This window comes from Dyella flagellata, assembly GCF_030160275.1.
Lineage (GTDB): Bacteria > Pseudomonadota > Gammaproteobacteria > Xanthomonadales > Rhodanobacteraceae > Dyella_B > Dyella_B flagellata.
On the sequence record NZ_BSOA01000007.1, the window covers coordinates 1 to 24,627 of the forward strand.

Consider the following 24,627-nt stretch of genomic DNA (forward strand, 5'->3'; position numbering starts at 1 on the left):
CCACTGGGTCGCTGCGAGGCGCGCATACAGTGCGGTGACGGGTACGTGGAATAGATCAGAGCGTCCCTAGCCATTTCCAAACCGCATCGTTCTATTGTCCTGCCCTTGAAAGCCCTCCCTGGCCCCCCATAACCCTTGCACGACCTGGTCGGCCCCTATTGCAGGGGTTTTTTTGGTGACTAGAATTGGCACTCGTATACCTCGAGTGCTAACAAAGGCGCCAAGGCCGGCCCGGGGCATCCCTTTTTTCATACCCAAAGCTGGAGTTCATCTCATGAGCAAACTGCGTCCGCTGCACGATCGCGTCATCGTCAAGCGCCTGGAGGAGGAGCGTGTCTCCGCCGGCGGCATCGTCATCCCCGATAGCGCTACCGAAAAGCAGACCCGCGGCAAGGTCGTCGCCGCCGGTGAAGGCCGCATCCTGGAAGACGGCAAGGTTCGCCCGATGTCGGTCAAGGCCGGCGAAACCGTGCTGTTCGGCAAGTATGCCGGCCAGGAAATCAAGATCGACGGCGAAGAGCTGGTCTTCCTGAAGGAAGACGACATCGTGGCGGTGCTTGAGGGCTGATGGGGGTTGGCGCGCAGTCAAAAGCGCGCACCCAGTCGCCTTCGGCTCCTTCCGAAGTCCTACCGCAAGATTTTCCGTATTCACTAAAAATTTGAGGCAATAGTTATGGCAGCCAAAGAAGTCCGCTTCGGCGAAGACGCCCGCTCGCGCATCCTCAAGGGCGTAAACACCCTGGCCAACGCGGTCAAGGTCACCCTCGGCCCGAAGGGCCGCAACGTCGTGCTCCAGAAGAGCTTCGGCGCTCCCACCGTGACCAAGGACGGCGTCTCCGTCGCCAAGGAAATCGAGCTGGCCGATCCGTACGAGAACATGGGCGCCCAGATCGTCAAGGAAGCCGCTTCCAAGACCTCCGACAACGCCGGTGACGGCACCACCACCGCCACCGTGCTGGCCCAGGCGTTCATCCGCGAGGGCATGAAGGCCGTGGCCGCCGGCATCAACCCGATGGACCTGAAGCGCGGCATCGACAAGGCCGTGCACGCCTCGGTGGAAGAGCTGAAGAAGCTGTCCAAGCCCACCGCTGACGACAAGGCGATCGCCCAGGTCGGCACCATCTCCGCCAACTCCGACGTCGCCATCGGCGACATCATCGCCACCGCGATGAAGAAGGTCGGCAAGGAAGGCGTGATCACGGTCGAGGAAGGTTCGGGCCTGGAGAACGAACTGGACGTGGTGGAAGGCATGCAGTTCGACCGCGGCTACCTCTCGCCCTACTTCATCAACAACCAGCAGAGCCAGCAGGTCGAGCTGGAAGACCCGTTCATCCTGCTGTACGACAAGAAGATCTCCAACGTGCGCGAGCTGCTGCCGGTGCTGGAAGGCGTGGCCAAGGCCGGCAAGCCGCTGCTGATCGTGGCCGAGGAAGTGGAAGGCGAGGCGCTGGCCACCCTGGTGGTCAACACCATCCGCGGCATCGTCAAGGTTGCCGCTGTGAAGGCCCCGGGCTTCGGTGACCGCCGCAAGGCGATGCTGGAGGACATGGCCATCCTCACCAACGGCCAGGTCATCTCCGAAGAAGTGGGCCTGCAGCTCGAAAAGGCCACCGTGGCCGATCTGGGCCGCGCGAAGAAGATCGTGGTGACCAAGGAAAACACCACCATCATCGACGGCGCCGGCGAAGCGGAGAAGATCCAGGCCCGCATCAAGCAGATCAAGGCGCAGATCGAGGAGACCACCTCCGACTACGACCGCGAGAAGCTGCAGGAACGCGTGGCCAAGCTGGCTGGCGGCGTGGCAGTGATCAAGGTCGGTGCCGCGACCGAAGTCGAAATGAAGGAAAAGAAGGCTCGCGTCGAAGACGCCCTGCACGCTACGCGCGCTGCGGTGGAAGAAGGCGTGGTCCCGGGTGGCGGCGTCGCACTGATCCGTGCGCTGAAGGCCACCGACAACCTGAAGGGCGACAACGAAGACCAGAACCTCGGCATCGCGATCACCCGCCGCGCGCTGGAAGCGCCGCTGCGTGAGATCGTTGCCAACGCCGGCGCCGAGCCGTCCGTGATCGTCAACCAGGTCAAGGAAGGCAACGGCAACTACGGCTACAACGCCGCCACCGGCGAGTTCGGCGACATGGTCGAGTTCGGCATCCTGGATCCGACCAAGGTCACCCGTTCGGCGCTGCAGTACGCTTCGTCGGTCGCTGGCCTGGCGATCACCACCGAAGCGATGGTGGCCGAGCTGCCGAAGAAGGAAGAGCACAACCATGCCCCGGCCGGTGGCATGGGCGGCATGGGCGGCATGGACTTCTAAGTCCGTCTTCCCGCGCAAAGTGTCGAAGAAAGCCCCGCGTCAGCGGGGTTTTCTTTTTCCCTGATAGCGTGACTTCCCCGGTAGTGTGACGCAGAGCACATTTTGCCGTTACACTCGGCCTTGCCGCGGGAGAGCGGCATCGAACAGGGGAAGGGACATGCACAACCAAGGGAACGCCGCGCATATTTTCCTGCCGGAGATCGAGGACACCGTCTTCGAAGGCAGCCACGGCCGGGCGGTATTTGAATTCCACGGCAATACCCGCGACTACTTCCGCATCTGGATCGTCAATGTCGCGCTGAGCATCGTTACGCTAGGCGTCTATTCGGCTTGGGCCTCGGTGCGCACCAGGCGCTACATGTACGCCAATACCACGCTGGGCGGCTCGCGTTTCGAGTACCTGGCCGAGCCCATGCCGATTTTGCGTGGCCGCTTGCTGGCTGCCGCCCTGGTGGCCATTCTTGCGCTTGCGCCGCACGTTTCCCTGCGTTTGCTGGCCGTCTGCATCGGCGTGATCGGCCTTTTGATGCCATGGTTCATCGTCAGGGGTTTGATGTTCCGCGCTCGCTACTCGGCCTGGCGTGGCGTGAATTTCCGCTACGAAGACGATTATGTCGGCGCCTATAAATGGTATCTGGTGATTTATGCGGTGATGGCGGTATTCGCGCTGGTGGCGATGAAGCTGTTGATCACCAACGGGCATCAAATCATCGCCGCGCTGCTGATCATAATCGGCCTGTTCGTGTTCCAGTTCATGCTCTATCCCTGGGTAAGGGGCAAGCAGCAACAATGGATGGCCGAGCAGCATTGCTTCGGCGGCAAGGCTTTCCACTTTCGCTTCGATGCCAAGGTGTATCGCCGCATTTATCGCCGGGTGTTGGGCATTTACATATTGAGCGCGATTCCCGCGGCCATTCTCGTGTTCGAGATACAGCGGTCCTTGGGCTGGACGCCGGCGGAATTGCACCAGCATCCCCTGACCGTCAAGGCGCTGAGCTATCTCTATGCCGGGCCGATCAATCTGGCGATCTGGGCGTACATCCGGGTGCGCATGACCAATGCGCTCTACAACCACACCAGCATCGGGCCGTTCCAGTTGGAGTCCTCGTTGAGTTATGGGGACATGCTGCGCATCTACTTCGTCAATGCGGCGGCGATCATCTGCACACTGGGCTTGGCCACGCCTTGGGCCGTTATCCGGGTGGCTCGTTATCGCGCGGAACATTTGCGGCTGGAGGGCACGGGCAGCCTGGATGACTTCGTGCAAACCTCCTCTCGCCGGACTCGCGTGGGCGCCGTGGGTGCCGAGGTCGACAGTCTGCTGGGCTTCGACATCGGGCTTTAAGCATGGTGAGTGGCGAGTATCACGACGGGCGGAGTACCCGCATACGGCGCGTGCAGGTCATGCTGGAAGGCGATCAGCTCAGCTGGCGTGGCGATGACGTGCAAGGCGCTGCGCAGCTTGTACAGGTGAACGTCAGTGCGCGCATGATCGGTGTGCCATTTACGCTGCGTTTGCCGAACGGTGCGCAGTTGCAGATCGCCCATGACGATATGCCGGGTGACTGGTTGCGTGGCCGGCATCGCATCGAAACGCTGGTCGATTGGTTGGAACGCAAGCGCTGGGTTGCCTTGGCCAGCGTGCTGGTCATCGGCTTGAGTCTGTTCGGTTGGCTGGAATACGGCATGCCGTGGATGGCCGATCGCATCGCTGCCCGCATGCCGCAGCGCATGGACGTGGCGATGGGCCAGCAGGCCCTGACTTTGATGCGCGGCCGCATGCTGTTGCCAAGCCATCTGCCAGCCGAACGGCAAGCGCACCTGCGCGAGCTGTTCGACCGGTTTTCGCGCAACGTCACCGGACTGCCCGCCGTTCATCTCGCCATCTACGATTCGCCGTCGATAGGCGCCAATGCGTTTGCCTTGCCTGACGGCACCGTGGTGTTTACCGATACCCTCCTGAAGGCCTTACCCGACGACGCATCCTTTATCGCCGTGTCTGCCCATGAACTGGGCCATCTGGCGTACCATCACCAGATGCGCGAAGTCATGCGCAACGTGGGCTTGACGGTGATGATCAGTATGGCGTTCGGCGATGTGACTTCATTGAGCGGGATCAGCGCCGCCGTGCCGACTTTCCTGCTGAACAACCATTACTCGCGCGCGTTTGAAGCCGATGCCGACGATTTCGCCTTCCAGGCGCTGGCGCGGCAAGGCATCGATCCGATCGCCTTTGCCGACGCCATGCATGCGCTGGAGCGAGCCCATCCGGGTGCGGCCGACGGGCGTGAGGTCCGCTATATGTCCAACCATCCCCTGGATGCGGAGCGGATCGCGAAGGCGGAAGCGGCCTCGCGCCAATTTCGCAAGTTGTAGGCTGGGATTGTCATCCTGAGGTATCCCCACGTTTTTTGCTCTTGGATCCCGTAAAAATCAGGCAGCTGCGTTTTAGCCCGCTGACATCCAAAGAAACGGGCCGTCATTCCCGCGAAAGCGGGAATCCATCTCGCTCTGATGCATCCTGAAAATGGATTCCCGCTTTCGCGGGAATGACGGCATTTGGGGCACGTATGCAGCTAAAGGAAAAACGTGGGGATACCTCAGGATTGTCATCCCAGCCTACAAACCTTCGTCATGCCGAAAACGGGTATTGACTCCGCCGCGCATGTCGGCTTTTGGGAGTTCGATCACGTTTCTTGTGGTGGCCGCTCAGCGTAAATTTCACTCCGTTTGCGAGGATGTGCAAAACAGGGAGAGCTTCATTCGATGGTCGAGCTGGAAATCCAGATCCTGTCCAGTCGCCGCGAAGGCCTGTTGGTGGAGCTAGGCCACGTGGTGGTCGCCAATGGCTTTACGCTGCTGCGCCAGCGCGTATATCAGGATCATCAAGGCGCATGGCTGGTCATGGTCGTGCGTGGCGAGCCAGCGAAACAGCTTGGCATCGAGGAAGTGCTGGCCACGCATGATCGTGTCCTGAGCTTCGAGGCAAGGCTGCTGACACACGGCGCTGTTACACAAGCTGCAACGTCGTGCGCGCCAGCAATTGGTTCGGCACCTGTCTCGATCAGCCCTGTCGGGCCCGATGTGCAAAGGGTCGAGAGCATGCTGCCTCAGCTTGCCCGTGATTATCCGAAGATCTATCCGTGGCTGCTCGCGTTGGAGCATGAAGTCGCCGCCGAGGCGCGCGAAGCATCGTTGTTGCTGGCCGGCCGGCGCACCGGAGTGTGGGTGTTCAAGCGCGACTATGAGGCAGGCGGCAAGCTGGGTCTGGCCGATGCGATCAAGCGCATCGCGGTGCCTGCCTTGCGTTCGCTGGTGGCGGTCGAGGTGCGCGATCGCCAATTGCATATGCAGGACAGCCCGATGTGCCCGCGGGGCGGCCAGTCAGGGTGCAAATTCTTTTGCGGCTATCTCGAAGGCATGCTCGGCGCGTCATCCGCGCCGCAGAGCGTATTCGTGCGCAGTCTGCATTGCCGCAGCAACCATGGCACGGCCGATTGCGTACTTGAAGTTTCGCATTGAGGCGGGCGTCAGCTGTCCGGTTGTGGCTGAGGGACCAGTCCGGCAACAGGGGGAAGTAAAAAACGCGGTACACGTCAATGCCACCGGAGGTAGTAGCCGTGCCTGATCATCAGCATTACAACACCTGGCTGGTCCTGCTCTCGTACCTGATATCCGTGCTCGGATCGTTTACCGCCCTGCAACTGGCCGTAGTCATTCCCTTGGCGAGTACATCGCGCCAGCGCATGGCGGCAGTGCTGGCGTCGGGTGCGGCCATGGGCGTGGGAGCGATCTGGGCCATGCATTTCATTGCCATGCTCGCCTGCGATATGGGGATGCCGGTGACTTACGACCCTGTGCTCACCGCGCTGTCGGCCATCATCGCCTTCGTCGCCTGTTCGCTGGGCCTGTTCATCGCCAGCAGTGGCGCCTTCAGCTGGGCCAAGCTCGCCGCGGCAGGCATCTGCATGGGCCTGGGCGTCACCGGCATGCACTACCTGGGCATGGCGGCAGTGATGATGGCGGCCTATGCGACGTATGACATGAACCTGGTTGCAAGCTCGCTGTTCATCGCTATCGTGGCCTCGATCGTCGCGCTGTGGCTGGCTTTCCATCTGCGCGGCCGCGTGCAGATGATCGGCAGCGCGCTGGTGATGGGGATTGCCGTATGCGGCATGCATTACACCGGCATGGCCGCGTTCAATATCGATGACAACGGTGGGCAACAGCCGGCGGGCTTTGCCCACGGCATGCGCGGCGACTATCTAGGCATGACCATTTTCGTGGTAGCCCTGGTGTTGCTGGCGGCAGCCCTGATCGTCCATTACAAGCGGCAGCAGCGGCGGGCAGCGATCACCATCTAATGGCAGAGGGGAGCGGGTGTTTTTCCCGTTCCCCCTTTTCCAGTGATGCATGTTTCTAGTGATGCATGCCGATGGCTGCGGCAGCTTTAACATTCGATGAGTCTCGGTCCTGTTTCGCCACCACGGTGTTGGCGGGCAACAGGCTGGCGGGCAGCAGCCGGTCGAGCTTGCCCTTCATGCGCAAGACGGCAACGCTGGCCATGTCCTGGTCGAACAGCTGCTGTTGATTGTCGACAGCAGGCGGTATCGCGCCGGGCGCGCGAGTGAGATCGGCCAGCGACGGCGCCAGCACTTGCGTCAGCGCGAAGTACGCGTCGTCATGGATGCCAGCGCGTTCCAGCAACAGGCCCGGCAACATCCACGATGCCATATCGATGCGTTGCGGCTGCCCAGGATTGCGTGGATCCACCAGCAGCCACGTGCCTGCCTGCGCAAGCATGTCCTGCCCATCGACGAAACCCGTCGCGCGATAGGCTCCGGTAAGGCCCGGCAAATGGTCGCCGTAGAACAGCAGCAGGGTGGGACGGTTGCGTTTGGCGAGCAGGTCGGCCAGGCGGCCTAGTTCGGCATCCGCGTGCTGCATGTGATACAGGTAGGTCTGCACCTCGGTCTTGTCCTTGGTGTTGACCGCGGCAGGCACCAGGATTGCGTTGCGCGCAGCGACATCCTTCGGCGGCACGTCATACGGTCCATGCGCTTCCAGGCTGATGGCGAACAGGAACTGGGGCGGACCGTAATCCTTCAATTGCGCCATGATCTCGTCGGTCATCGCACTGTCGGCCATGTACTTGCCGTCCATCGCCGCGTTGGCAGGAAAGCTCGACTGTGACGTGAAACGATCGAAGCCCAGGGCCTTGAAAGCGGTGTTGCGGTTCCAGAACGTGGGATCGTTGCCGTGGATGGCCACGGTCTCGTAGCCGTGCGCGCGCAAGCCTCGCACCATGCTCGGCACCACTTTGTCGTGCATTTGCAGATACGGGAACTGCATGTTTTTGAAATAGCGCAGCGACAATCCGGTGAGCACTTCGAATTCGGTACGGATGGTGCCGCCGCCATAGGTGGGAACGTGCAGCGGACCGCTCATGCCTTCGGCGGCGAGGCGGTCGAGATTAGGCGTGAGCTTGGCGTTTTCGTAGCCTCGCATTATGCGCGGATCGAAGAACGATTCGCTCTGAATGACCACGATATCGGGCAGGGCTGTAGCCGGATCCGCAACAGCTTGCATGCGCGCGCGCACTGCATCGCCAGTGGTCTGCAGCAGATTGTTCACGGCGTTGGGATCGGCTTTCTGCTTGCTGTTGCGGTCCTGCAAATGGAACATCACCAGCGAGCTGACCAGGCCGGAATGGCTGGCGGTGGCGGTGGCCGACCAGGGTTCCATCCACAGCTTGTGGCCGTTGTAGACATTGCGCCAGCCCGGCATGCCCAGCACCAGGGTGGCCAGGGTCACGCCCAGCAGCGTACCGGTCACCATGCGCCGGCCGCCGGTGCGCTCGGCGAACAGCGGCGGCTCGTAACGCCAGATGGCCGCGACCAGCGTGATGCCGCCCAGCAACGCCAGGTAAGGCCATGGGCCATGTGGCAGATAGCTGCCCAGCACATGCAGGCCGCCCTTGTGCAACTGATCCACCATGCGGAAGTCGGCCGGCAGCAACGGCGTGCCAAGATTGGCCACCTTCAGGGCGTTTACCCCGTACATGGCGCCTTGCATCAGGTAGGCGAGGCCGAACGACAGCAAGCTGCGCCGGGTCAGTACCAGCAACAGCAACGCCAGCATCAGGCCTGGCATGGCATTGGCCAGCGGGAAGGCGGGTTGTGCAACCAGTTGGGACGCCGCCACGCCGTCGTTGCCGTCAAGCAGGCCGGTGAGCAGGACGAAGGCGGCCGACAGCGCCAGCACCAGGATGGCGCGCACGGCCACGGATCGTTTTGACAGCAGGGTGGGGGGAGCCAGGGTCATACAGGCTTAAGACCCGTCATCTTGGGGGAGTTCGGACTGTAACGTACCTGTCATGAATCGGTTGTCAGCTGACCGGCCGGGGTCAGTACGGGTTCATGCCGGTTTGCGCTGGTTTTCAGCAAGGCGAAGGAAACCGCGCCGCGCCGTCATCGCCCGATGAAGGCCTATTTGGCCTATGTAGGCTGGGATGCCAATCCCAGCATCGGGATCCCCATGGCAAGCTGGGATTGGCATCCCAGCCTATGCCGCATCAGCCAGGGGGCTGGCCAAGGTGAAACTTGGTGGCGTCGCGCCGAGCAGTTCGCCATACCAGTGCGAGGCGTTCGCCTGCGCGGCCACCTCGCCAAGAATGAGCAGGGCAGGCGCCTGAATGGCGTGGCGTGTCGCTAGAGCAGGCAACTCATGCAGTGTGCCGGTCAGGGTGCGCTGCTGCGGCAACGAGCCATTCTCGATCAATGCGAAGGGCGTTGCGGCAGCACGTCCGTGGGCGAGCAATTGCCGGGCAAGTTCATCGAGCTGGCTCACGCCCATGTAGATCGCGAGCGTCTGCCGTTCGCGTGCCAGGTCCGACCAGTCCAGCGTGTTCAAGGATTGCTGGCAGTGCGCGGTGACCAGGCGCACGGATTGGGCGCAATCGCGATGCGTCAGCGGCACGCCGCTGTACGCGGCACAAGCAAGCGCAGCTGAAATGCCCGGCACGACTTCGTAGGCGATGCCATGTTCGCGCAGGTATTGAAGTTCTTCGCCACCGCGGCCGAACACGAAAGGATCGCCGCCTTTCAAGCGCACAACGCGCTTTCCCGCGCGTGCATGTTCGAGCAGCAGCGCATGAATGCTTGCCTGTGGCGTATGCATGGCGCCGCCGCGCTTGCCGACGGCAATGCGTTCGGCATCGGGGCGTGCGAGGTCAAGGATAGGCTCGCTGATCAATGCATCGTGCAGTATCACGTCGGCTTCGTTCAAGGCACGCAGGGCACGCAGGGTAAGCAAGTCGGGATTGCCCGGACCGGCGCCGACAAGGATGACCGAGCCGCATGCTTGTGCCGTAGCGAGCTGATTTTGCGCTCGCGCAAGCGGCGCCATGCGCACTGACCCAGGTGTCGAACTGGCATGAAAACGCCGGCGTGCGTGTATGCGCGCGCGATAACGATGCACAAGCTGCGGTAGCGATCCGAGCGCGGGATCGAGCAGGCGTTCGATGCGTTCACGCAGGCGGCGCACCAGCATCGGCGCGGTTCCTCCGCCGGAGATCGCTACCAGCAAGGGGGAGCGATCGATCAAGGCCGGCACCTGGAAGCTGGATAGCGCCGGATCGTCCACCACATTCACCAGCCGCTGCCTGGCGTGGCCATCGCCGGCGATGCGCGCGTTGAGTGGGCGAGAACGGGTGGCGGCAATCACCAGCCATGTCTGATCGAGCCAGTTGGCCTGATAGGCGCCCGCATGCCAGGTGATGCGTCCCTGTTTGGCCCATTCCCGCAATTCGGGCGCCAGCACCGGGGCGCCTACGGTGACCCTGGCGCCAGCCTTCAGCAACAGGGCGCTTCTGCGGACCGCGGCGTCGCCACCACCCACCACCAGCACATGACGGTCGCGAAGATCGGCGAAAAGCGGGTAAAGCGGCATGGGGCGTCCGAAAGGGATCTATGGACTGTCACGCTAACGCTGCTCGGCAGTGATGGGAAATGGCTGCTGAGACGGAAGATATGGCTGTTTGGCATAGGTTTCGCCGTCCAAAAGCAGGGACTTATAGATGTATAGACGTCCAAATAACGCTGTGTTAAGGTCGATCGACCACCGGCACAGAGGCCGGCAAGTGTGTGGAGATCGTGATGAAACGCCGTTCAGGGTGGTTCGTAAGCTGTATGTGTTTTGGCCTGCGTCAAGCACAGCCCTGCACGCGATTTTCTCCGGAGCCGATCTCATGACCCTTACGCAACTTCGCTACATCGTCGCCATCGCCGACGCCGGCCTTAACATCACCCTTGCCGCCGACAACGTCCATGCCACCCAGTCCGGCATCAGCAAGCAGCTCAAGCAGCTGGAGGGCGAGTTGGGTTTCCAGGTGTTCACCCGCCGTGGCAAGAGCCTGGATGCGGTTACCCCGGCCGGCGCACAGGTGCTGGAACGGGCTCGCACCATCCTGCACGAGGCGCGCAACATCCGCGCATTGGCCGCCAACCTGCGCGAAGAAGCGCAGGGCGAGCTGTCGGTGGCGACCACGCACACCCAGGCACGCTTCGTCCTGCCTGAGGCCATCGCCCGCCTGAAGCAGCATTACCCCGAGCTGGGTGTGCACATTCGCCCGCAAGGCGAAGGCCGCATCATCAGCCTGTTCGAAAGCGGCGAGGTAGACCTGGCGATCGTCAGCACCAGCGGCCAGGCGCCGGAGGGCGGCATCGCGGTGCCTTTGTTCCGCTGGTACCGCCGTGCCGTCGTGCCCAATGGCCATCCGTTGGCCAAGCTTGGGCGCCCCCTGCGAATCCAGGACCTGGCCGAATACCCGCTGGTCAGCTACGAATCCTCTCTGCAGCCTGAATCCTCCTTGCGCAGGGCGTTTTCGGCGGTGGACCTGAACCCGCGCATCGCCTGCACCTCGGTAGACGCTGATCTCATCAAAACCTACGTGCTCGCTGGCCTGGGCGTGGGCATCCTGGCCGAAATGGCGATCACCCCGGCCGATACGCGCGAGCTGGTCACGCTCGATATCGATACCTTGTTGCCGGTCTGCACCAGCTGGATGGTGCTGCGCCGTGACCATGTGCTGCGCAGCTACGTGGCGCAATTCGCGCGTCTGGTGGCGCCGCAGGTCGATGAGGCGGAATTGCGCCGGGTCGTGGCGGGCTACGCCGAGCCGAAGTGGCCGACGGCTCCGCTATGGAGCGAGCTTCAGCAGCGCAACGTGCGACGTACGGTGAATCGCGCGGCGTAGGCTGGGATGCTAATCCCAGCTTTCTCCATGGCATCCCGATGCTGGGATTGTCATCCCAGCCTACCAAAGGTCTAAGCCAGCGCCTGGGTTTGCAGCCACTCCCATACCTTGTCGGCCGCTTCGCTCACCGATACCTGGCTGGTATCGATGCGCAGCTCCGGCGCCACCGGCGTTTCGTAGGGATCGTCGATGCCGGTGAAGCCCTTGATCTTGCCGGCGCGGGCTGCCGCATACAGGCCCTTGCGGTCGCGCGCTTCGCAGATCTCCAGCGGCGTAGAGACATGGATTTCCACGAAGCGTCCATGCGCTTCCACCAGTTGTCGCGCCTCGGTGCGTGCACTGGCGTAGGGTGCGATCGGCGCGCAGATCACAATGCCGCCATGGCGCACCACTTCGCTGGCGACGAAGCCGATGCGGGTGATGTTGGCGTCGCGATCCTCGCGCGAAAACCCGAGCCCCTTCGACAAATGCCGGCGCACTTCATCGCCATCCAGGATGGTCACGGGACGGCTGCTGGTCTCCAGCAGGCGCGCCAATACGGCTTGCGCGAGCGTGGATTTGCCTGAGCCGGAAAGGCCGGTGAAGAACAGCGAAAATCCCTGTCGTTGCTGGGCCGGGTGACGTTCGCGCAGGATCTTCACCACGTCCGGAAAGGTGAACCATTCGGGGATCGCTTCACCGGTCTGCAGCCGGCGCCGCAACTCGGTGCCGGAGATGTCGCGCACTTCGTCTTCCGGCTGCACTTCCGTTTGCGGCACATAAACATCGCGATTGGCGGCGTAGACCATGGCCGGGAAGGGCACGATCTCGATGCCCAGTTCAGCCTGGTGCCTGGCCAGCAGATGCTGCGCGGCGTAGGGATCGTAGAACGGCTTGCCCTGCGAATCCTTGCCTGGACCGGCATGATCGCGTCCGACGATGAAGTGGCTGGCGCCATAGTTCTTGCGGATGATCGCATGCCACAGCGCTTCACGCGGACCGCCCATGCGCATCGCCAGCGGCAGCAGCGAAAGAGTGGCGTGATCTTGCGGATAATGCTTCAGCAGCGCGCGGTAGCAGCGCACCCGCGTGTAGTGATCGACATCGCCCGGCTTGGTACGCCCCACCGATGGCTGAATCAGCAGCTTCGCACCCACTTGTTCGGCTGCCCGCAAGGTCAGTTCGCGATGCGCGCGGTGCATCGGGTTGCGCGTCTGGAACGCCACGATGCGATGCCAGCCATGCTGGTGGAACCAGTCGCGCAATTCGCGCGGGCTACGGCGCAGCGAGGAGAAATCGTAATGCGCCGGTGGCTGGATGCCTTGCAGGCGTCCGCCCAGATAGACCGAGCCGGTGCGGTCCAGCAGTTCGGCTACGCCTGGGTGCGTGCGATCGGTAGTGCCGAAAACTTGGCGCGCTTCGGCGATGCGATCGGGAAAATAGACGTCTTCCACCGTCAGCACCGCCAGCGGCGTACCCTGCGTGTCGTTGAGGCTGATTTGAGCGTTCTCCGTCAACTTCGCCGCAAAGGCTTCGTCGACGTCGAGCGTGATCGGGATCGGCCATAAGCTACCGTCCGCCAGCCGCATCTCGCTTACCACGCGATCGTAGTCGGCGCGTCCCAGAAAACCCTGCAGAGGTGAGAAGCCGCCGTTGAGCAGCAGTTCCAGGTCGCACAGCTGGCGCTGATTGAGCGTCCACTGCGGCAGCGACGCGCTGCGCCGCTTCAACGCTTCGGCTTCGGCAGCCGGAAGATACAGCTCGCGCAGCACGCCGCCATGCGGCGCAACCAGCGCTTCAAGTTCGGCCGAAGCTAGTTCGGCGGCGAGAGCTTTCATAGGGATTCCTTGAATCGGGCAGTATTTGGTTCTTGAGTGTTATGGGTATCGCTTACACGTCCAGATGCAACCCGCATTCGCGCTTGATGCCGAAAAAGCGGGTGTCCTCCTCGCGCATGCCGGGTTCCCAGCGGCGCGTGGTATGCGTATCGCCGATCGAGACGTAACCCTGGTCCCACAAGGGGTGATAGGGCAGGTCGTGACGGCGCAGGTACATGCCGACGTCGCGGTCGGTCCAGTCGACGATCGGGTGCACCTTCCAGTGTCCGTGCCGGCGATCCAGTACCGGCGCTGCGGCGCGGCTCAACGATTGCTGGCGGCGCAAGCCCGCGAACCACGTGCCGGCGCCCAGCTCGGTCAAGACGCGCTGCATGGGTTCCACTTTGGCGAGCCGGTTGTAGTGATCGAGTCCTTCACGCCCCTGGTTCCACAGTTCGCCATGCCGGGCTTCGAGCCATGCGGAGGAAAGGCTAGGGTGGACAACGTGGAGATTGAGCGAAAGGCGTTCGGTCAATTCGTCGATAAAGCGATACGTTTCGGGAAACAGGTAGCCGGTGTCGATGACGATGACTGGAATGCCTGGCGCGCGCAATGACAGCAAGTGCAGCGACACCGCCGACTGCGCGCCGAAGCTGGACGAGAGCACGTGCTGGCCGGGCAGCTGTTCCAGCGCCCAATCAACGCGTGCTTCCGCGCCGAGCGCGAGCAGCTTGGCTTCGAGCTTGTCGCGTGCGCGCGGGTCGTGCGCCGCTTGCTCGGGCGTGGGCAGGTTCATGCGAAAACCTCTGCGTCGATAGCGTGGCGCGCCGATGGCAATACGCCGCTGCGTACAAGGAAGTCGCCAAAGTGTTCGCCTTCGTTCCGCTCGGCGGCATAGCGGGCAAATAAACCATCCAGTTCGGCGAGGATCTGCGCTTCGTCGATGTTCTCGCGCACCGCGCGATTGAGCCTGCGTCCGGCGAAGTCGGCGCCCAGGCGCAAGTCATAGCGGCCGATGGCACGGCCCACCAGCGCGATTTCGCCGAGGTACGGCCGCGAGCATCCATTCGGGCACCCGGAAAGGCGCAGCAGGATCGGTTCGTCGCGTAGTCCATGACGCTCTAGCAAGGCTTCCAGCTTGGGCAGCAATTGCGGCAGATAGCGCTCGCTTTCGGCCATGGCCAGGCCGCAGGTCGGCAAGGCCACGCAGGCCACGGCGTGGCGACGGATGCCGCTGAGCCGGCGATAGCCGTCCAGCTTGTATTCGGCCACCAGCGCGTCGATGCGCTCGCGTTGCGCCGGCGGCACGTTGGCGATGGTCAGGTTCTGGTTGCACGTGAGGCGGAAATCGCCCTGGTGCTCCTCGGCGATGGCGCGCAGGCCACTCAAATGCGGCTGTCCGGGAAGATCGGCCAGCCGGCCCGATTCGATCTGCAGGGTAAGATGCCAACGGCCATCGTCACCCTCGGTCCAGCCGTAGCGGTCGCCGTTATGGTCGAAGTGATACGGGCGAGAGGCTTGCAGCGCGAAGCCCAGGCGCCGTTCCAGCTCAGCCTTGAACGCCGACACGCCCATCCGGTCGATGGTGTATTTCAGGCGTGCGTGCTTGCGTTCCTGGCGATCGCCATGATCGCGTTGCACTTCGATCACGCCCTCGGCAGTGCGCAGCAATTGCTCCGGCTCGACGAAGCCGATCACGCTGCCAAGGCGAGGATAAGTGCTGGGATCTCCGTGGCTGGCACCCATGCCGCCGCCGACGGAGACGTTGAAGCCGAGCAGTTCGCCGCGATCGATAATGGCGATGAGACCCAGATCCTGCGCGAATACATCCACGTCATTGGTGGGCGGCACGGCGATGCCGATCTTGAACTTGCGCGGCAGATAAGTCGGGCCGTACAGCGGCTCGCTCTCTTCTTCGCCACCGGCAACCCGCTCTTCATCCAGCCATATCTCGTGATAGGCGCGCGTCTTCGGCTTCAGGTGATCCGACAAGCGTTCGGCCCAGTGATAAGCCAGGCGATGCGCCGGCGACTGCACCGGATTGACGCTGGCGACTACATTGCGGTTCACGTCGCCGCAAGCGGCGATCGTGCTGACCAAGGCCTGGTTCATCGCGGCAATCGAGCGTTTCAAGTCATGCTTGAGGATGCCGTGCAACTGGAACGTCTGCCGGGTGGTGATGCGCAGCGTGTGGTTGGCCCAAGTGCGCACGATCCGGTCGAACGACAGCCACTGCGCGGGGCTGAGCACGCCGCCGGGCAGTCGTGCGCGCACCATGAACTGGTAGGCCGGTTCGAGCTTCTGCTTGCGGCGCTCCTCGCGCAGGTCGCGATCGTCCTGTTGATAGCTGCCGTGAAACTTCAGCAACTTGTTGTCGTCCTCGCTGATCGCGCCCGTCACCGGGTCGGCCAGGCTTTCCACCAGGGTGCCGCGCAGAAAGCGGCTGTTCGCCTTGATGCGTTCGAGATCGGAGAGATTCGCTTGGCTCATGGCACGCCTCAATACACGTCGCGGGCGTAACGGCCCTGCTGGATCAACTGGCTCAGCCAGGCTTCGGCGGCTTCGTTCGAGCGGGCGCCATGCTCGGCGACGATGGCGACCAGGGCTTTGTGCACGTCCTTGGCCATTCGATTGGCGTCGCCGCATACATACAGGTGTGCCCCGCCGTCCAGCCAGTCGTACAGCCGGCGTCCCTGTTCGACCAGTCGATGCTGGATATAGATTTTCTCGGCTTGGTCGCGCGAGAACGCCAGGTCGATACGATGCAGCTGTCCGCTCTTGAGCGCCTGCTGCCATTCCACCTGGTAGAGGAAGTCGGAATGGAAATGCGGGTTGCCGAACACCAGCCAGTTGCGTCCACCGGCGCCGCGCTCGGCGCGCTCCTGCACAAAGGCACGATACGGCGCCACACCAGTGCCCGCGCCGATCATGATGATGTCGCGATCGTCCTGGGGCAGGCGAAAACGTTCGTTGGCCTCGATGAATACCGGTACGTTCTCGCCTTCCGCATGTTGCGCGAGATAACGGCTGGCTGCGCCCCAGCGCGCCTCGCCGTCCAATGCATAGTCGACATGACTGACGGTGAGATGCACTTCGTCGCCCACCACCGACTGGCTAGACGCGATGGAATACAGGCGCGGCGCCAGCGGACGCAGTGCGGCGACCAGCGATTCCGCGGTCCAGTCGGCGGGATGGCGGCGCAGCAGATCCAGCACCTGCCAGCGCGAGAACAGGTCGGCCAGGGCGTCGCGCGCCGTGGGCAACAGCAGCTCGCGCAACTGTGCATCGCCGCTGTGCTCGGCATGCGCAGAGAAGAAAGGACGCGTGAGCTGGGTCAGTTCGCGATGCTCGGCCAACCACGTGTGCAACGCATGTTCTTCGCTGCCGATACGAACGGCAGCATCACCATCGAGCCGCAACGTACCCAAGACGGCTTCGACCAGCGCCGCAGATTGCGTCGGCCAAATACCGAGCGCGTCGCCAGGCGCATAGTGCAGGCCGGAGCCATCCAGCGAGAATTCCAGATGGCGCACATCGCGATCGCTGCCACGGCCGGTTATGCGCTGATTGAGCAGCAGCGGCGCCGGGAACGGTTGTTCGCGATGCCACGTCGGCGTGCTGCGCGCCGTACGCAAGGTGGTGACCTTGGCCAGCGGTGCCGAGGTCTTCAGTTGCTCGCGGGCCTGCTGCAGCGCTTGCTCTGCCCATGGCTGCGCCACGCTTTCCAGATCGACATCCGCTTCACCGGCTGCCAAGAGACGCTGGGCGCCGAGCGCCGCAAGACGTTCATCGAGCTGGCGGCCGATGGCGCAAAAGTTCGGATAGCTGGAGTCGCCCAGTCCAAGCACCGCGTAGCGCAGTGATTCCAGTTTGGGGGCACGGGCGCTGGCGAGGAACTCGACCAGGGCGCGTGAATCGTCCGGCGGCTCGCCATCGCCTTGCGTACTGATCACCACGTAGAGCAGGCGCTCCTGCTTCAGTTCACGCGTCGCATACGCATCGGCTCGAACGATACGAACAGCAAGGCCGGCGGCGGAGGCGCGCCGCCCGAGATCCTCGGCCAGGCGCTTGGCGTTGCCGGTCTGGCTGCCATACAGCACGGTGAGCCGGGTTTGGGTTTCGGCGGGCGCCGCGGGTTCGGCGACTGGCCCCTTGCCGGTGAGCTGGCGTTGACCGGCGACACCCGCAAGATAGCCGGAGAGCCACAGCAGTGTCGGCGCTTCCAGCCCGTCGATCAGACGCGCAACCAGGGGCTGCTTGTCTTCGGGCAATGGCGATAAGATGGCGGCGGTCATGGATTGGACATCCTTGGACGTTTAGACGTCCATCTGAGTGAGGGGATGTTAGGACTTCGTTTTTTGGCGAAGAAATGATGGGCTGGCATATCCCAATGCCATTCCCTCCTTTCCATTGAGGGAAACCTCGCGGGCAGCATGGGATCCAGGACGCTTCCCCCCCCCCTCGTCGGGCGTTCCACCGGGGTTTCCCTCACCAGTCCGTCACAGACGCCTTAACTGGCGCCGGAGCCGCCCATGCCGCGACGATCCAAGCTCGCCTTTGCCGTGTCGGCCTGCGGCGCATCGGCCTTGTTGGCGGTGCTGACCCCAGCCACGGCGAGGGCGGGCGGCGATGATTGGCTCTATCACTGGCCCACTCTCATCAAGACCAGCGACGGGACCGAGCTGGGGCTGGTGCTGCGTTATCAGTACGACGTGAACGATTTTTCGCACGACGACAACAAGTTCGCCGATGCGCATACCAATCGCCGCAAATACCTGGGTTTCTACCTAAAGAAGCCAGGCGTGTATGACGCGACTGTGTATTACGACTTCCAGTCGAAGCAGTGGCAGGACGTATTCGCCCGCCTGCAATCCCGGGCGGTGTTGGGCGACGACTATGGCGCCCTGCGCTTTGGCCAGAGCAAGACGCCGGTGAGTTTCGAGGGCGTCACCACTTCGACCCAGACCACCTTCATCGAGTTGGCCCTGCCCTCGCAGGCGGTCTATGAGAATCGCCGTGTCGGCGTGGATTGGGCGATCCAGCGCCCGCATTGGCTGGCCAGTCTGGGTTACTACGGCAAAAGCCTGACCGGCAAGAATCGCGGGCATACGCTCGCGGCGCGCGCTGCCTGGGTGCCGATTCACGAGGCGGCGACCGTATTGCATCTGGGCATCGCCGCGTCACAAGAGCATCCCTATGGCCTGGTCAACGCACTTGGCGTGCAGCAGCCTGCAACGGCCAGCTTCAAGACGACTCCAGAGGCCGGACTTACTGGCGTCAACTTGATCAGCTCAGGCACGCTTGCCGGCGTCAATCACATCAATCGCCTGGGGCTGGAAGAAGTCTGGATCGCCGGTCCCTGGTCAGTGCAGGGCGAATACCTGCGGGCGCAGACCCGCTTTGACCTGCCCAAGCCGCACTACAACCTGGACGGCTATTACGTCTTCGGCAGCTGGGTCCTCACGGGCGAATCGCGCCAATATCACGATGGCAACGTCAGCAACGTGATTCCTACGCGCGAATGGGGCGCGGTTGAGCTTGCGCTGCGCTATAGCGAACTGAACCTCAACGATGGACGGGTGCTTGGCGGCAGGGAGCATGACTGGACCGCGGGCGCGAACTGGTACATCGGTTCGCATCTGCGTTTGCAAGCCAACTACATCCGTGCGTTCAGCAACCGCAGGGGGCTGGTGGTCGATCCGCGCATCTTCGAATTGCGGGCCGAAATCTTTCTGTAGGTCAGGGCCTAAATCTGATACGCGGGAGCCATATGGATAGAACGATCGGCGCTTTCAGACGTCCGGCCGGCCAAACCTATAGTGCAGCATGGGCGAACCTGCCTCGAAGGAGTTTTGTGGGTATGAGACGTCTACTGCTGGCTCTGGCAGCACTGCTGGCACTGAGTGCGGGCCACGTGCGTGCGCAAGACGTGAAGTTGCTGAATGTCTCCTACGACCCGACCCGCGAGTATTTCCAGGACGCGGATGCGGCTTTCAAGGCGGACTGGGCCAAACAATCGGGGCGCAATGTAACCGTCACTACGTCCAATGGCGGCTCCGGCAAGCAGGCGCGCGCCGTGTTGGATGGCTTGCAGGCGGACGTGGTCACCCTGGCATTGGCTTACGACATTGACGTGTTGGCGGATAAGGGGTTGCTGGCGAAGGACTGGCAGCAACGATTGCCGAACAACAGCTCGCCCTACACCTCCACGGTCGTGTTCCTGGTGCGCAAGGGCGATCCGAAGCAGATCCACGATTGGCCGGACCTCATCCGCCCCGGCGTGCAAGTCATCACGCCCAACCCCAAGACCTCCGGCGGTGCGCGCTGGAATTTCCTTGCTGCGTGGGGTTGGGCTTTGCGCCAGCCGGGCGGCAACGCGGACAAGGCGCGCGCCTACGTCACGGCGCTGTACAAGAACGTGCCGGTGCTCGATACCGGAGCGCGTGGCGCCACCAATACTTTCGTCCAGCGTGGCATGGGTGACGTGCTGATTGCGTGGGAGAGCGAAGCGCTGATGACGCTCAAGGAATTCGGCAAGGACAACTACCAGATCGTGGTGCCGTCCTCGACGATTGTGGCGGAACCGCCGGTGGCGGTGGTGGATGCGAACGTGGCCAGGCATGGCACGCAGCAGGTCGCGCAGGCGTATCTGCAATTCCTGTACAGCCCGCAAGGGCAGGAGATCGCCGCCAGGCATTTCTTCCGTCCACGCCTGGCGTCCGTCGCCAGCAAGTACGCAATGCAGTTTCCCGCAGTGAAGACTTTCACCCTCGGCGAGCTGTTTGGTGATTGGCGCAAAGTGCAGGCCAGCTATTTCGCCGACGGCGGCGTGTTCGACAGCATCCTCGAAGGGGCGCAGTAACGGTCATGACGCGGCACGTATTGCCAGGGTTTCGCCTCAGCACCGGCTATACGCTGCTGGTCTTGGGCAGCTGTGTGCTGCTGCCGCTTACTGCCTTGCTATGGACCGCGTGCGAACTCGGGCCCGCCGGTTGGTGGGCGCAGATCGGTACGCGCCGAGTGCTGGCAGCGTTGAAGTTGAGTTTTGGCGGCGCGCTACTCGCGGCGACCATCGATGCGGTACTGGGCTTGCTGGTGGCATGGGTGTTGGTACGTTATCGCTTCGCGTTCCGGCGGCAATGTGATGCGCTGGTCGATCTGCCGTTTGCTTTGCCAACTGCCGTGGCTGGTATTGCCCTGACTGCGCTCTATGCGCCCAATGGCTGGCTGGGCAGCCGCCTGGCGCCGCTGGGCATTGAAGTCGCCTATACGCGCTTGGGCGTGTTGCTGGCGATGGTGTTCGTCGGTTTGCCGTTCGTAGTGCGTACTTTGCAGCCGGTATTGGAAAGCATGGAGAGCGACCTGGAGGAAGCTGCCTATACGCTGGGAGCTACTTCCTTCCAGCGCTTTTTCCGTGTCTTGCTACCGCTTTTGCTGCCCACGCTGCTGACGGGCTACGCCCTGGCACTGGCGCGTGCGATCGGCGAATACGGTTCGGTGATCTTCATTGCGGGCAATCGCCTGTTTCGTACCGAAATCGCGCCGTACCTGATCGTGCAGAAAATCGATTCGCAGTACGACTACCGCGGCGCGGCAGCCTTGGGTGCAGTAATGCTGGCGGCATCGCTGCTGTTGTTACTGGCTATGGCATGGCTACAGCGCTGGACGCGGCGCTGGGCGGTGGTCCGCTGATGGCTGCTGTCGCTGCCGTGGTGTCCATCGGACGGCCTGCATGGCCGACGCGTATTGCACGAGTTGCTCTGGTGCTTGCCGCGTTAACTGTGCTGGGGTGGCTGATGGTGTTGCCGTTGCTGGCGATCTTCGCTGAAGCGCTGCGTCACGGCCTGGCGTTCTATCTACAGGCGATCCGCGAGCCGGATACGCTTGCCGCGGTGCGGCTGACCTTGACCGTTGCGGCGATAGCCGTTCCTTTGAATATGGTGTTCGGGGTGGCCGCGGCCTGGTCGATGGCGCATTTCGAGTTTCGCGGCAAGACCTGGCTCGGCGCGTTGATCGATCTGCCGTTTTCAATCTCGCCGGTGGTCTGCGGCATGGTGTTGATCCTGGTCTATGGCAAGGATGGCTGGCTGGGATCGTGGCTGGAAGCACAAGGCTTGCAGGTGATCTTCGCCATGCCGGGTCTGGTGCTGGCGACGGTGTTGGTAACGCTGCCGTATGTTGCGCGTGAGCTGATTCCCTTGATGCAGGCGCAAGGTTCGGACCAGGAAGAAGCGGCGCTTACGTTGGGCGCCAGCGGCTGGCAGATCTTCTTCCGCGTTACCTTGCCGCGTGTGCGCTGGGCTTTGCTGTATGGCGTCTTGCTGTGCAATGCGCGAGCGATGGGTGAATTCGGCGCGGTGTATGTGGTTTCGGGGCACCTGCGCGGCCTTACCAATACCTTGCCGCTGCAGGTGGACCAGTTGAGCCAGGAGAATTTTTCCGCCGCCTTCGCGGTGGCTTCATTGTTGGCCCTGCTTACTGTCTTGACGCTGGGCATCAAGCGTTTGGTGGAGTGGCGCCATGGTGGCGAACTGCGCGCCAACACCTAAGGATTACCGCAACATGGGCATCGAGATTTCCCGCTTGCGTCGCCAGTTCGGCACTTTCGTTGCCCTGGACGACGTCAGCCTGAGTATCGGCGATGGTGAATTCGTCGCCGTGCTCGGACCTTCCGGATCGGGAAAGACCAGCCTGCTGCGCATTTTGGCGGGTTTGGATCAGCCGGATTCGGGCAGCGTGTTCCGTGACGGGCAGAATTTGCTCGCACTGGACGCGAGGCGCCGCGGCGTAGGCTTGGTGTTCCAGCACTATGCCTTGTTTCCGCATATGACGGTCGCCCAGAACGTGGCATTCGGCCTGCGTGTTCGCCCGTGGCGCCTGCGCCCCAAGGCGCAAATGATCAAGACGGCGGTCGAGGAGCTGCTGTGCAAGGTGGAGCTGGAAGGCTTGGCGGGTCGCTACCCTTCGCAGCTGTCCGGCGGCCAGCGCCAAAGGGTGGCATTGGCACGCGCGCTGGCGATCGAACCACGTTTGTTGTTGCTGGACGAACCGTTCGGCGCGCTCGATGCGCAAGTACGGGTGACCTTGCGCGGCTGGTTGCGCGAATTCCACCGTTCGCTCGGCATCACCAGCTTGTTCGTTACGCACGACCAGGACGAGGCGTTGGAAATGGCCGACCGCGTGGTGGTGATGAACCGCGGCCGCATCGAGCAGGTGGGTACGCCGGAGCAGGTCTATCGCCAGCCCGCCACGCCTTTCGTTTCGCGCTTCATTGCGCGCGGCCAGTCGTTGCCGGGCGAGGTACGAGGCCAGCACCTGCATTTGTTTGGCCACGCGTGGCGCATCGAGAATCCCGCCGTGGTCGATGCGCATGAGGTCGCGGTCCACGTGCGCCCCGAGGATATCGTGCCGGCCGTGACACCGGGCGATGGCCTCAAGGCGCAACTACTTAGCCTCCGTCACGTAGCCGGTAGCGTGCGTGCGAGCTTGCGCGTAGAGAACTGGGATCAGCCACTTGAGGCGCATTGGAGCGAGCGCGACTGGGCTCGCTACAGCGGCGCAACAGACGATGGACTTGGCATCCATCTGCAGGCCGTAACCGTATTTGCAGCTGACCGGGAGGGCCGTGTGCACATGCGGTCTACTGTGCATCCTCCCAGCGCGAGTGCTCCGGTGGCGGTAGGCCCTTGGCGGCGGATCGAGGCGTGAGCGAGCAGCATTGTGTTCTGCGATTTGTCTCAATTTGTTACCGATGGCCGCGCCATGTCCGCGCGTTGTGAGGAGAAGAAACTCATATGGCGTGCAACGAGATGCGGCGAGGAGATGGCGAAGCTTATAATCTTCGCTTTCGATGACGCAGCCGTAAACATGATGGATCTATTAAGGCAGCTTGCGCTGTTTATCGTGACAGCTCTTGCCGAAATTGTCGGTTGCTATCTGCCGTGGCTGGTATTGAAGCAAGCAAAGACCGGATGGCTGCTCTTGCCCGCAGCCCTGTCGCTGGGCCTGTTTGCATGGCTATTGACCATGCATCCAGCCGCCGCAGGCCGTACTTATGCCGCCTACGGTGGTATCTATATCGCGGTAGCGCTCATTTGGTTGCGATTTGTCGATGGCGTCAGGCTGACCGGCTGGGATATCGGCGGCGCCTGCGTGGCCTTGCTTGGAATGGCCATCATCGTGGCTCAGCCACAGTCCTAGTCGGTAGGCTGGGATGGCAATCCCAGCATCGCAATAGGCATGCATGGCAATGCTGGGGTTTTCACCCTGAGGTATCCCCACGTTTTTGCTTTACCTGCATACGTGCCCCAAATGCCGTCATTCCCGCGAAAGCGGGAATCCATTTTCAGGATGCATCAGAGCAAGATGGATTCCCGCTTTCGCGGGGATGACGGCCCGTTTCTTTGGATGTTAGCGGGCTAAAACGCAGCTGCGTGATTTTTACGGGATCCAAGAGCAAAAAACGTGGGGATATCTCAGGGTTTTCACCCCAGCCTACGATGGCTATCCCTGCCGCAACCTTGAATACGTGAGAGGGAATCCGGTCATGCGCGGATTCATAGCATCTGGTTCACCAGTGCCGGAAGGACGGCATTGGCGGCTCGAAAATTCAAACCAATTCGCAATCGTTGCCCTGGATTGATCTCGTCAGTTCCCTCGACGTTCCCCTCCATTTGTGGCGATATTGCGCGTATCTGATTCGCTTGCGGTAATGGATGTTGCTCGTTACGCCCCCACACTCCTTGCAACCGAATTTGATAGGTTCCTTGCTGGGGCTCCAGCAGACGGAAATCGAGTCTCAGGCGCGCGGGGATGGGTACGCTTGGTGCGCCAGGCAGCCTGTTCACGGCGAAATAGCTGCCGAGAAACCGGATGGAAAAGTCTTGTCCGGGAGCGACATCCCCCAAATCCAGAAGCGGTGTAGTGAATTGATGGTGGTCATCGATGGAGATGGGGGCGGGTAAGGGGCGTGTATGGCCTTCGCTATCGATATATCTGTCAATGACCATCACCGGCTGTGTGTCAAAGAATGCTTCCATTAGAGTCGCGGAAAAGGCGAACTTCGCACTGATATTCACAGCGTTGGCGTTTGCCGAGGCGAACAGGATAGGAGAAACCATCACCAAGGCTTGCAGCTTTGTCTTTCTTATCATCATCATCTCCACCAGAATCAAGACCAAGCAAATTAGGGCAGGCATGTTTTACCCATGTTTCGCCGCCGGCTGGGATTGTTTCCATTGCTTGCAGTCAGGGCGCCGATA

The 24,627-nt window shown here is 62.3% G+C and carries 20 protein-coding genes; 13 read left to right on the forward strand and 7 right to left on the reverse strand.

Going from position 1 to position 24,627, the window contains the following annotated elements; genetic code table 11:
- Positions 1–274 precede the first annotated feature (274 nt).
- From QQJ96_RS05505 to QQJ96_RS05530, 6 genes are all read left to right on the forward strand, one after another.
- Positions 275–568, forward strand: a complete 294-nt coding sequence (locus QQJ96_RS05505; RefSeq protein WP_126686521.1) for a co-chaperone GroES — start codon at positions 275–277, stop codon at positions 566–568.
- Between the two features lie 105 nt (positions 569–673).
- Positions 674–2,314 carry a chaperonin GroEL gene (gene groL / locus QQJ96_RS05510; protein ID WP_284330967.1) on the forward strand — a complete coding sequence of 547 codons (1,641 nt, stop codon included), beginning with the start codon at positions 674–676 and terminating at the stop codon, positions 2,312–2,314.
- Between the two features lie 157 nt (positions 2,315–2,471).
- Positions 2,472–3,659 carry a YjgN family protein gene (locus QQJ96_RS05515; protein ID WP_284330968.1) on the forward strand — a complete coding sequence of 396 codons (1,188 nt, stop codon included), beginning with the start codon at positions 2,472–2,474 and terminating at the stop codon, positions 3,657–3,659.
- 2 nt (positions 3,660–3,661) lie between these two features.
- Positions 3,662–4,690 (forward strand): M48 family metallopeptidase, encoded by a 1,029-nt coding sequence (locus tag QQJ96_RS05520; protein ID WP_284330969.1) that lies wholly within the window; start codon positions 3,662–3,664, stop codon positions 4,688–4,690.
- A gap of 390 nt (positions 4,691–5,080) precedes the next feature.
- Positions 5,081–5,836, forward strand: coding sequence for a hypothetical protein (locus QQJ96_RS05525; protein ID WP_284330970.1), 756 nt, complete (start codon positions 5,081–5,083; stop codon positions 5,834–5,836).
- 98 nt (positions 5,837–5,934) lie between these two features.
- Positions 5,935–6,678 (forward strand): MHYT domain-containing protein, encoded by a 744-nt coding sequence (locus QQJ96_RS05530; protein WP_284330971.1) that lies wholly within the window; start codon positions 5,935–5,937, stop codon positions 6,676–6,678.
- A 55-nt stretch (positions 6,679–6,733) separates the two neighbouring features.
- On the opposite strand, the gene QQJ96_RS05535 is transcribed toward QQJ96_RS05530, so the two are convergent.
- Entirely contained in the window at positions 6,734–8,593 is a 1,860-nt protein-coding gene (locus QQJ96_RS05535) for an LTA synthase family protein (protein WP_345782686.1), read from the reverse strand.
- 285 nt (positions 8,594–8,878) lie between these two features.
- The gene (gene cysG, locus QQJ96_RS05540) at positions 8,879–10,264 is read right to left on the reverse strand and encodes a siroheme synthase CysG (protein ID WP_284330973.1); all 1,386 of its coding nucleotides are present in this window, start codon (positions 10,262–10,264) and stop codon (positions 8,879–8,881) included.
- Between the two features lie 298 nt (positions 10,265–10,562).
- Here cysG and QQJ96_RS05545 point away from each other — a divergent pair, with 298 nt between their 5' ends.
- Entirely contained in the window at positions 10,563–11,570 is a 1,008-nt protein-coding gene (locus QQJ96_RS05545; protein ID WP_284330974.1) for a LysR substrate-binding domain-containing protein, read from the forward strand.
- A 71-nt stretch (positions 11,571–11,641) separates the two neighbouring features.
- Here QQJ96_RS05545 and QQJ96_RS05550 read toward each other — a convergent pair whose 3' ends face one another.
- Genes QQJ96_RS05550 through QQJ96_RS05565 form a run of 4 tightly spaced genes read right to left on the reverse strand, consistent with a single transcriptional unit; the run spans position 11,642 to position 17,661 of the window.
- Positions 11,642–13,387 (reverse strand): bifunctional sulfate adenylyltransferase/adenylylsulfate kinase, encoded by a 1,746-nt coding sequence (locus QQJ96_RS05550; RefSeq protein ID WP_284330975.1) that lies wholly within the window; start codon positions 13,385–13,387, stop codon positions 11,642–11,644.
- A 52-nt stretch (positions 13,388–13,439) separates the two neighbouring features.
- Entirely contained in the window at positions 13,440–14,162 is a 723-nt protein-coding gene (locus QQJ96_RS05555; RefSeq protein ID WP_284330976.1) for a phosphoadenylyl-sulfate reductase, read from the reverse strand.
- Positions 14,159–15,856 (reverse strand): assimilatory sulfite reductase (NADPH) hemoprotein subunit, encoded by a 1,698-nt coding sequence (cysI, locus tag QQJ96_RS05560; protein WP_284330977.1) that lies wholly within the window; start codon positions 15,854–15,856, stop codon positions 14,159–14,161. The genes QQJ96_RS05555 and cysI overlap by 4 nt, the downstream gene beginning before the upstream one ends.
- Before the next feature lie 8 nt (positions 15,857–15,864).
- Entirely contained in the window at positions 15,865–17,661 is a 1,797-nt protein-coding gene (locus QQJ96_RS05565; RefSeq protein ID WP_284330978.1) for an assimilatory sulfite reductase (NADPH) flavoprotein subunit, read from the reverse strand.
- 237 nt (positions 17,662–17,898) lie between these two features.
- On the opposite strand from QQJ96_RS05565, the gene QQJ96_RS05570 reads away from it, so the two are divergent.
- From QQJ96_RS05570 to QQJ96_RS05595, 6 genes are all read left to right on the forward strand, one after another.
- Entirely contained in the window at positions 17,899–19,104 is a 1,206-nt protein-coding gene (locus QQJ96_RS05570; protein WP_284330979.1) for an OprO/OprP family phosphate-selective porin, read from the forward strand.
- Between the two features lie 122 nt (positions 19,105–19,226).
- Complete coding sequence (locus QQJ96_RS05575) at positions 19,227–20,228, forward strand: sulfate ABC transporter substrate-binding protein (RefSeq protein ID WP_284330980.1); 1,002 nt, start codon at positions 19,227–19,229, stop codon at positions 20,226–20,228.
- A gap of 5 nt (positions 20,229–20,233) precedes the next feature.
- On the forward strand, positions 20,234–21,058 hold the full coding sequence (gene cysT, locus QQJ96_RS05580; protein WP_284330981.1) for a sulfate ABC transporter permease subunit CysT: 825 nt from the start codon (positions 20,234–20,236) through the stop codon (positions 21,056–21,058).
- Complete coding sequence (cysW, locus tag QQJ96_RS05585) at positions 21,016–21,915, forward strand: sulfate ABC transporter permease subunit CysW (protein ID WP_284330982.1); 900 nt, start codon at positions 21,016–21,018, stop codon at positions 21,913–21,915. Before cysT ends, cysW begins: the two co-directional genes overlap by 43 nt.
- Before the next feature lie 13 nt (positions 21,916–21,928).
- The gene (locus QQJ96_RS05590) at positions 21,929–23,074 is read left to right on the forward strand and encodes a sulfate/molybdate ABC transporter ATP-binding protein (protein ID WP_284331010.1); all 1,146 of its coding nucleotides are present in this window, start codon (positions 21,929–21,931) and stop codon (positions 23,072–23,074) included.
- A 159-nt stretch (positions 23,075–23,233) separates the two neighbouring features.
- Positions 23,234–23,566: a YnfA family protein gene (locus QQJ96_RS05595; protein WP_425605331.1), complete on the forward strand. Its 333-nt coding sequence runs from the start codon at positions 23,234–23,236 to the stop codon at positions 23,564–23,566.
- Positions 23,567–23,922: 356 nt separating this feature from the next.
- On the opposite strand, the gene QQJ96_RS05600 is transcribed toward QQJ96_RS05595, so the two are convergent.
- Positions 23,923–24,564: a hypothetical protein gene (locus QQJ96_RS05600; protein WP_284330983.1), complete on the reverse strand. Its 642-nt coding sequence runs from the start codon at positions 24,562–24,564 to the stop codon at positions 23,923–23,925.
- Positions 24,565–24,627: the final 63 nt, after the last annotated feature.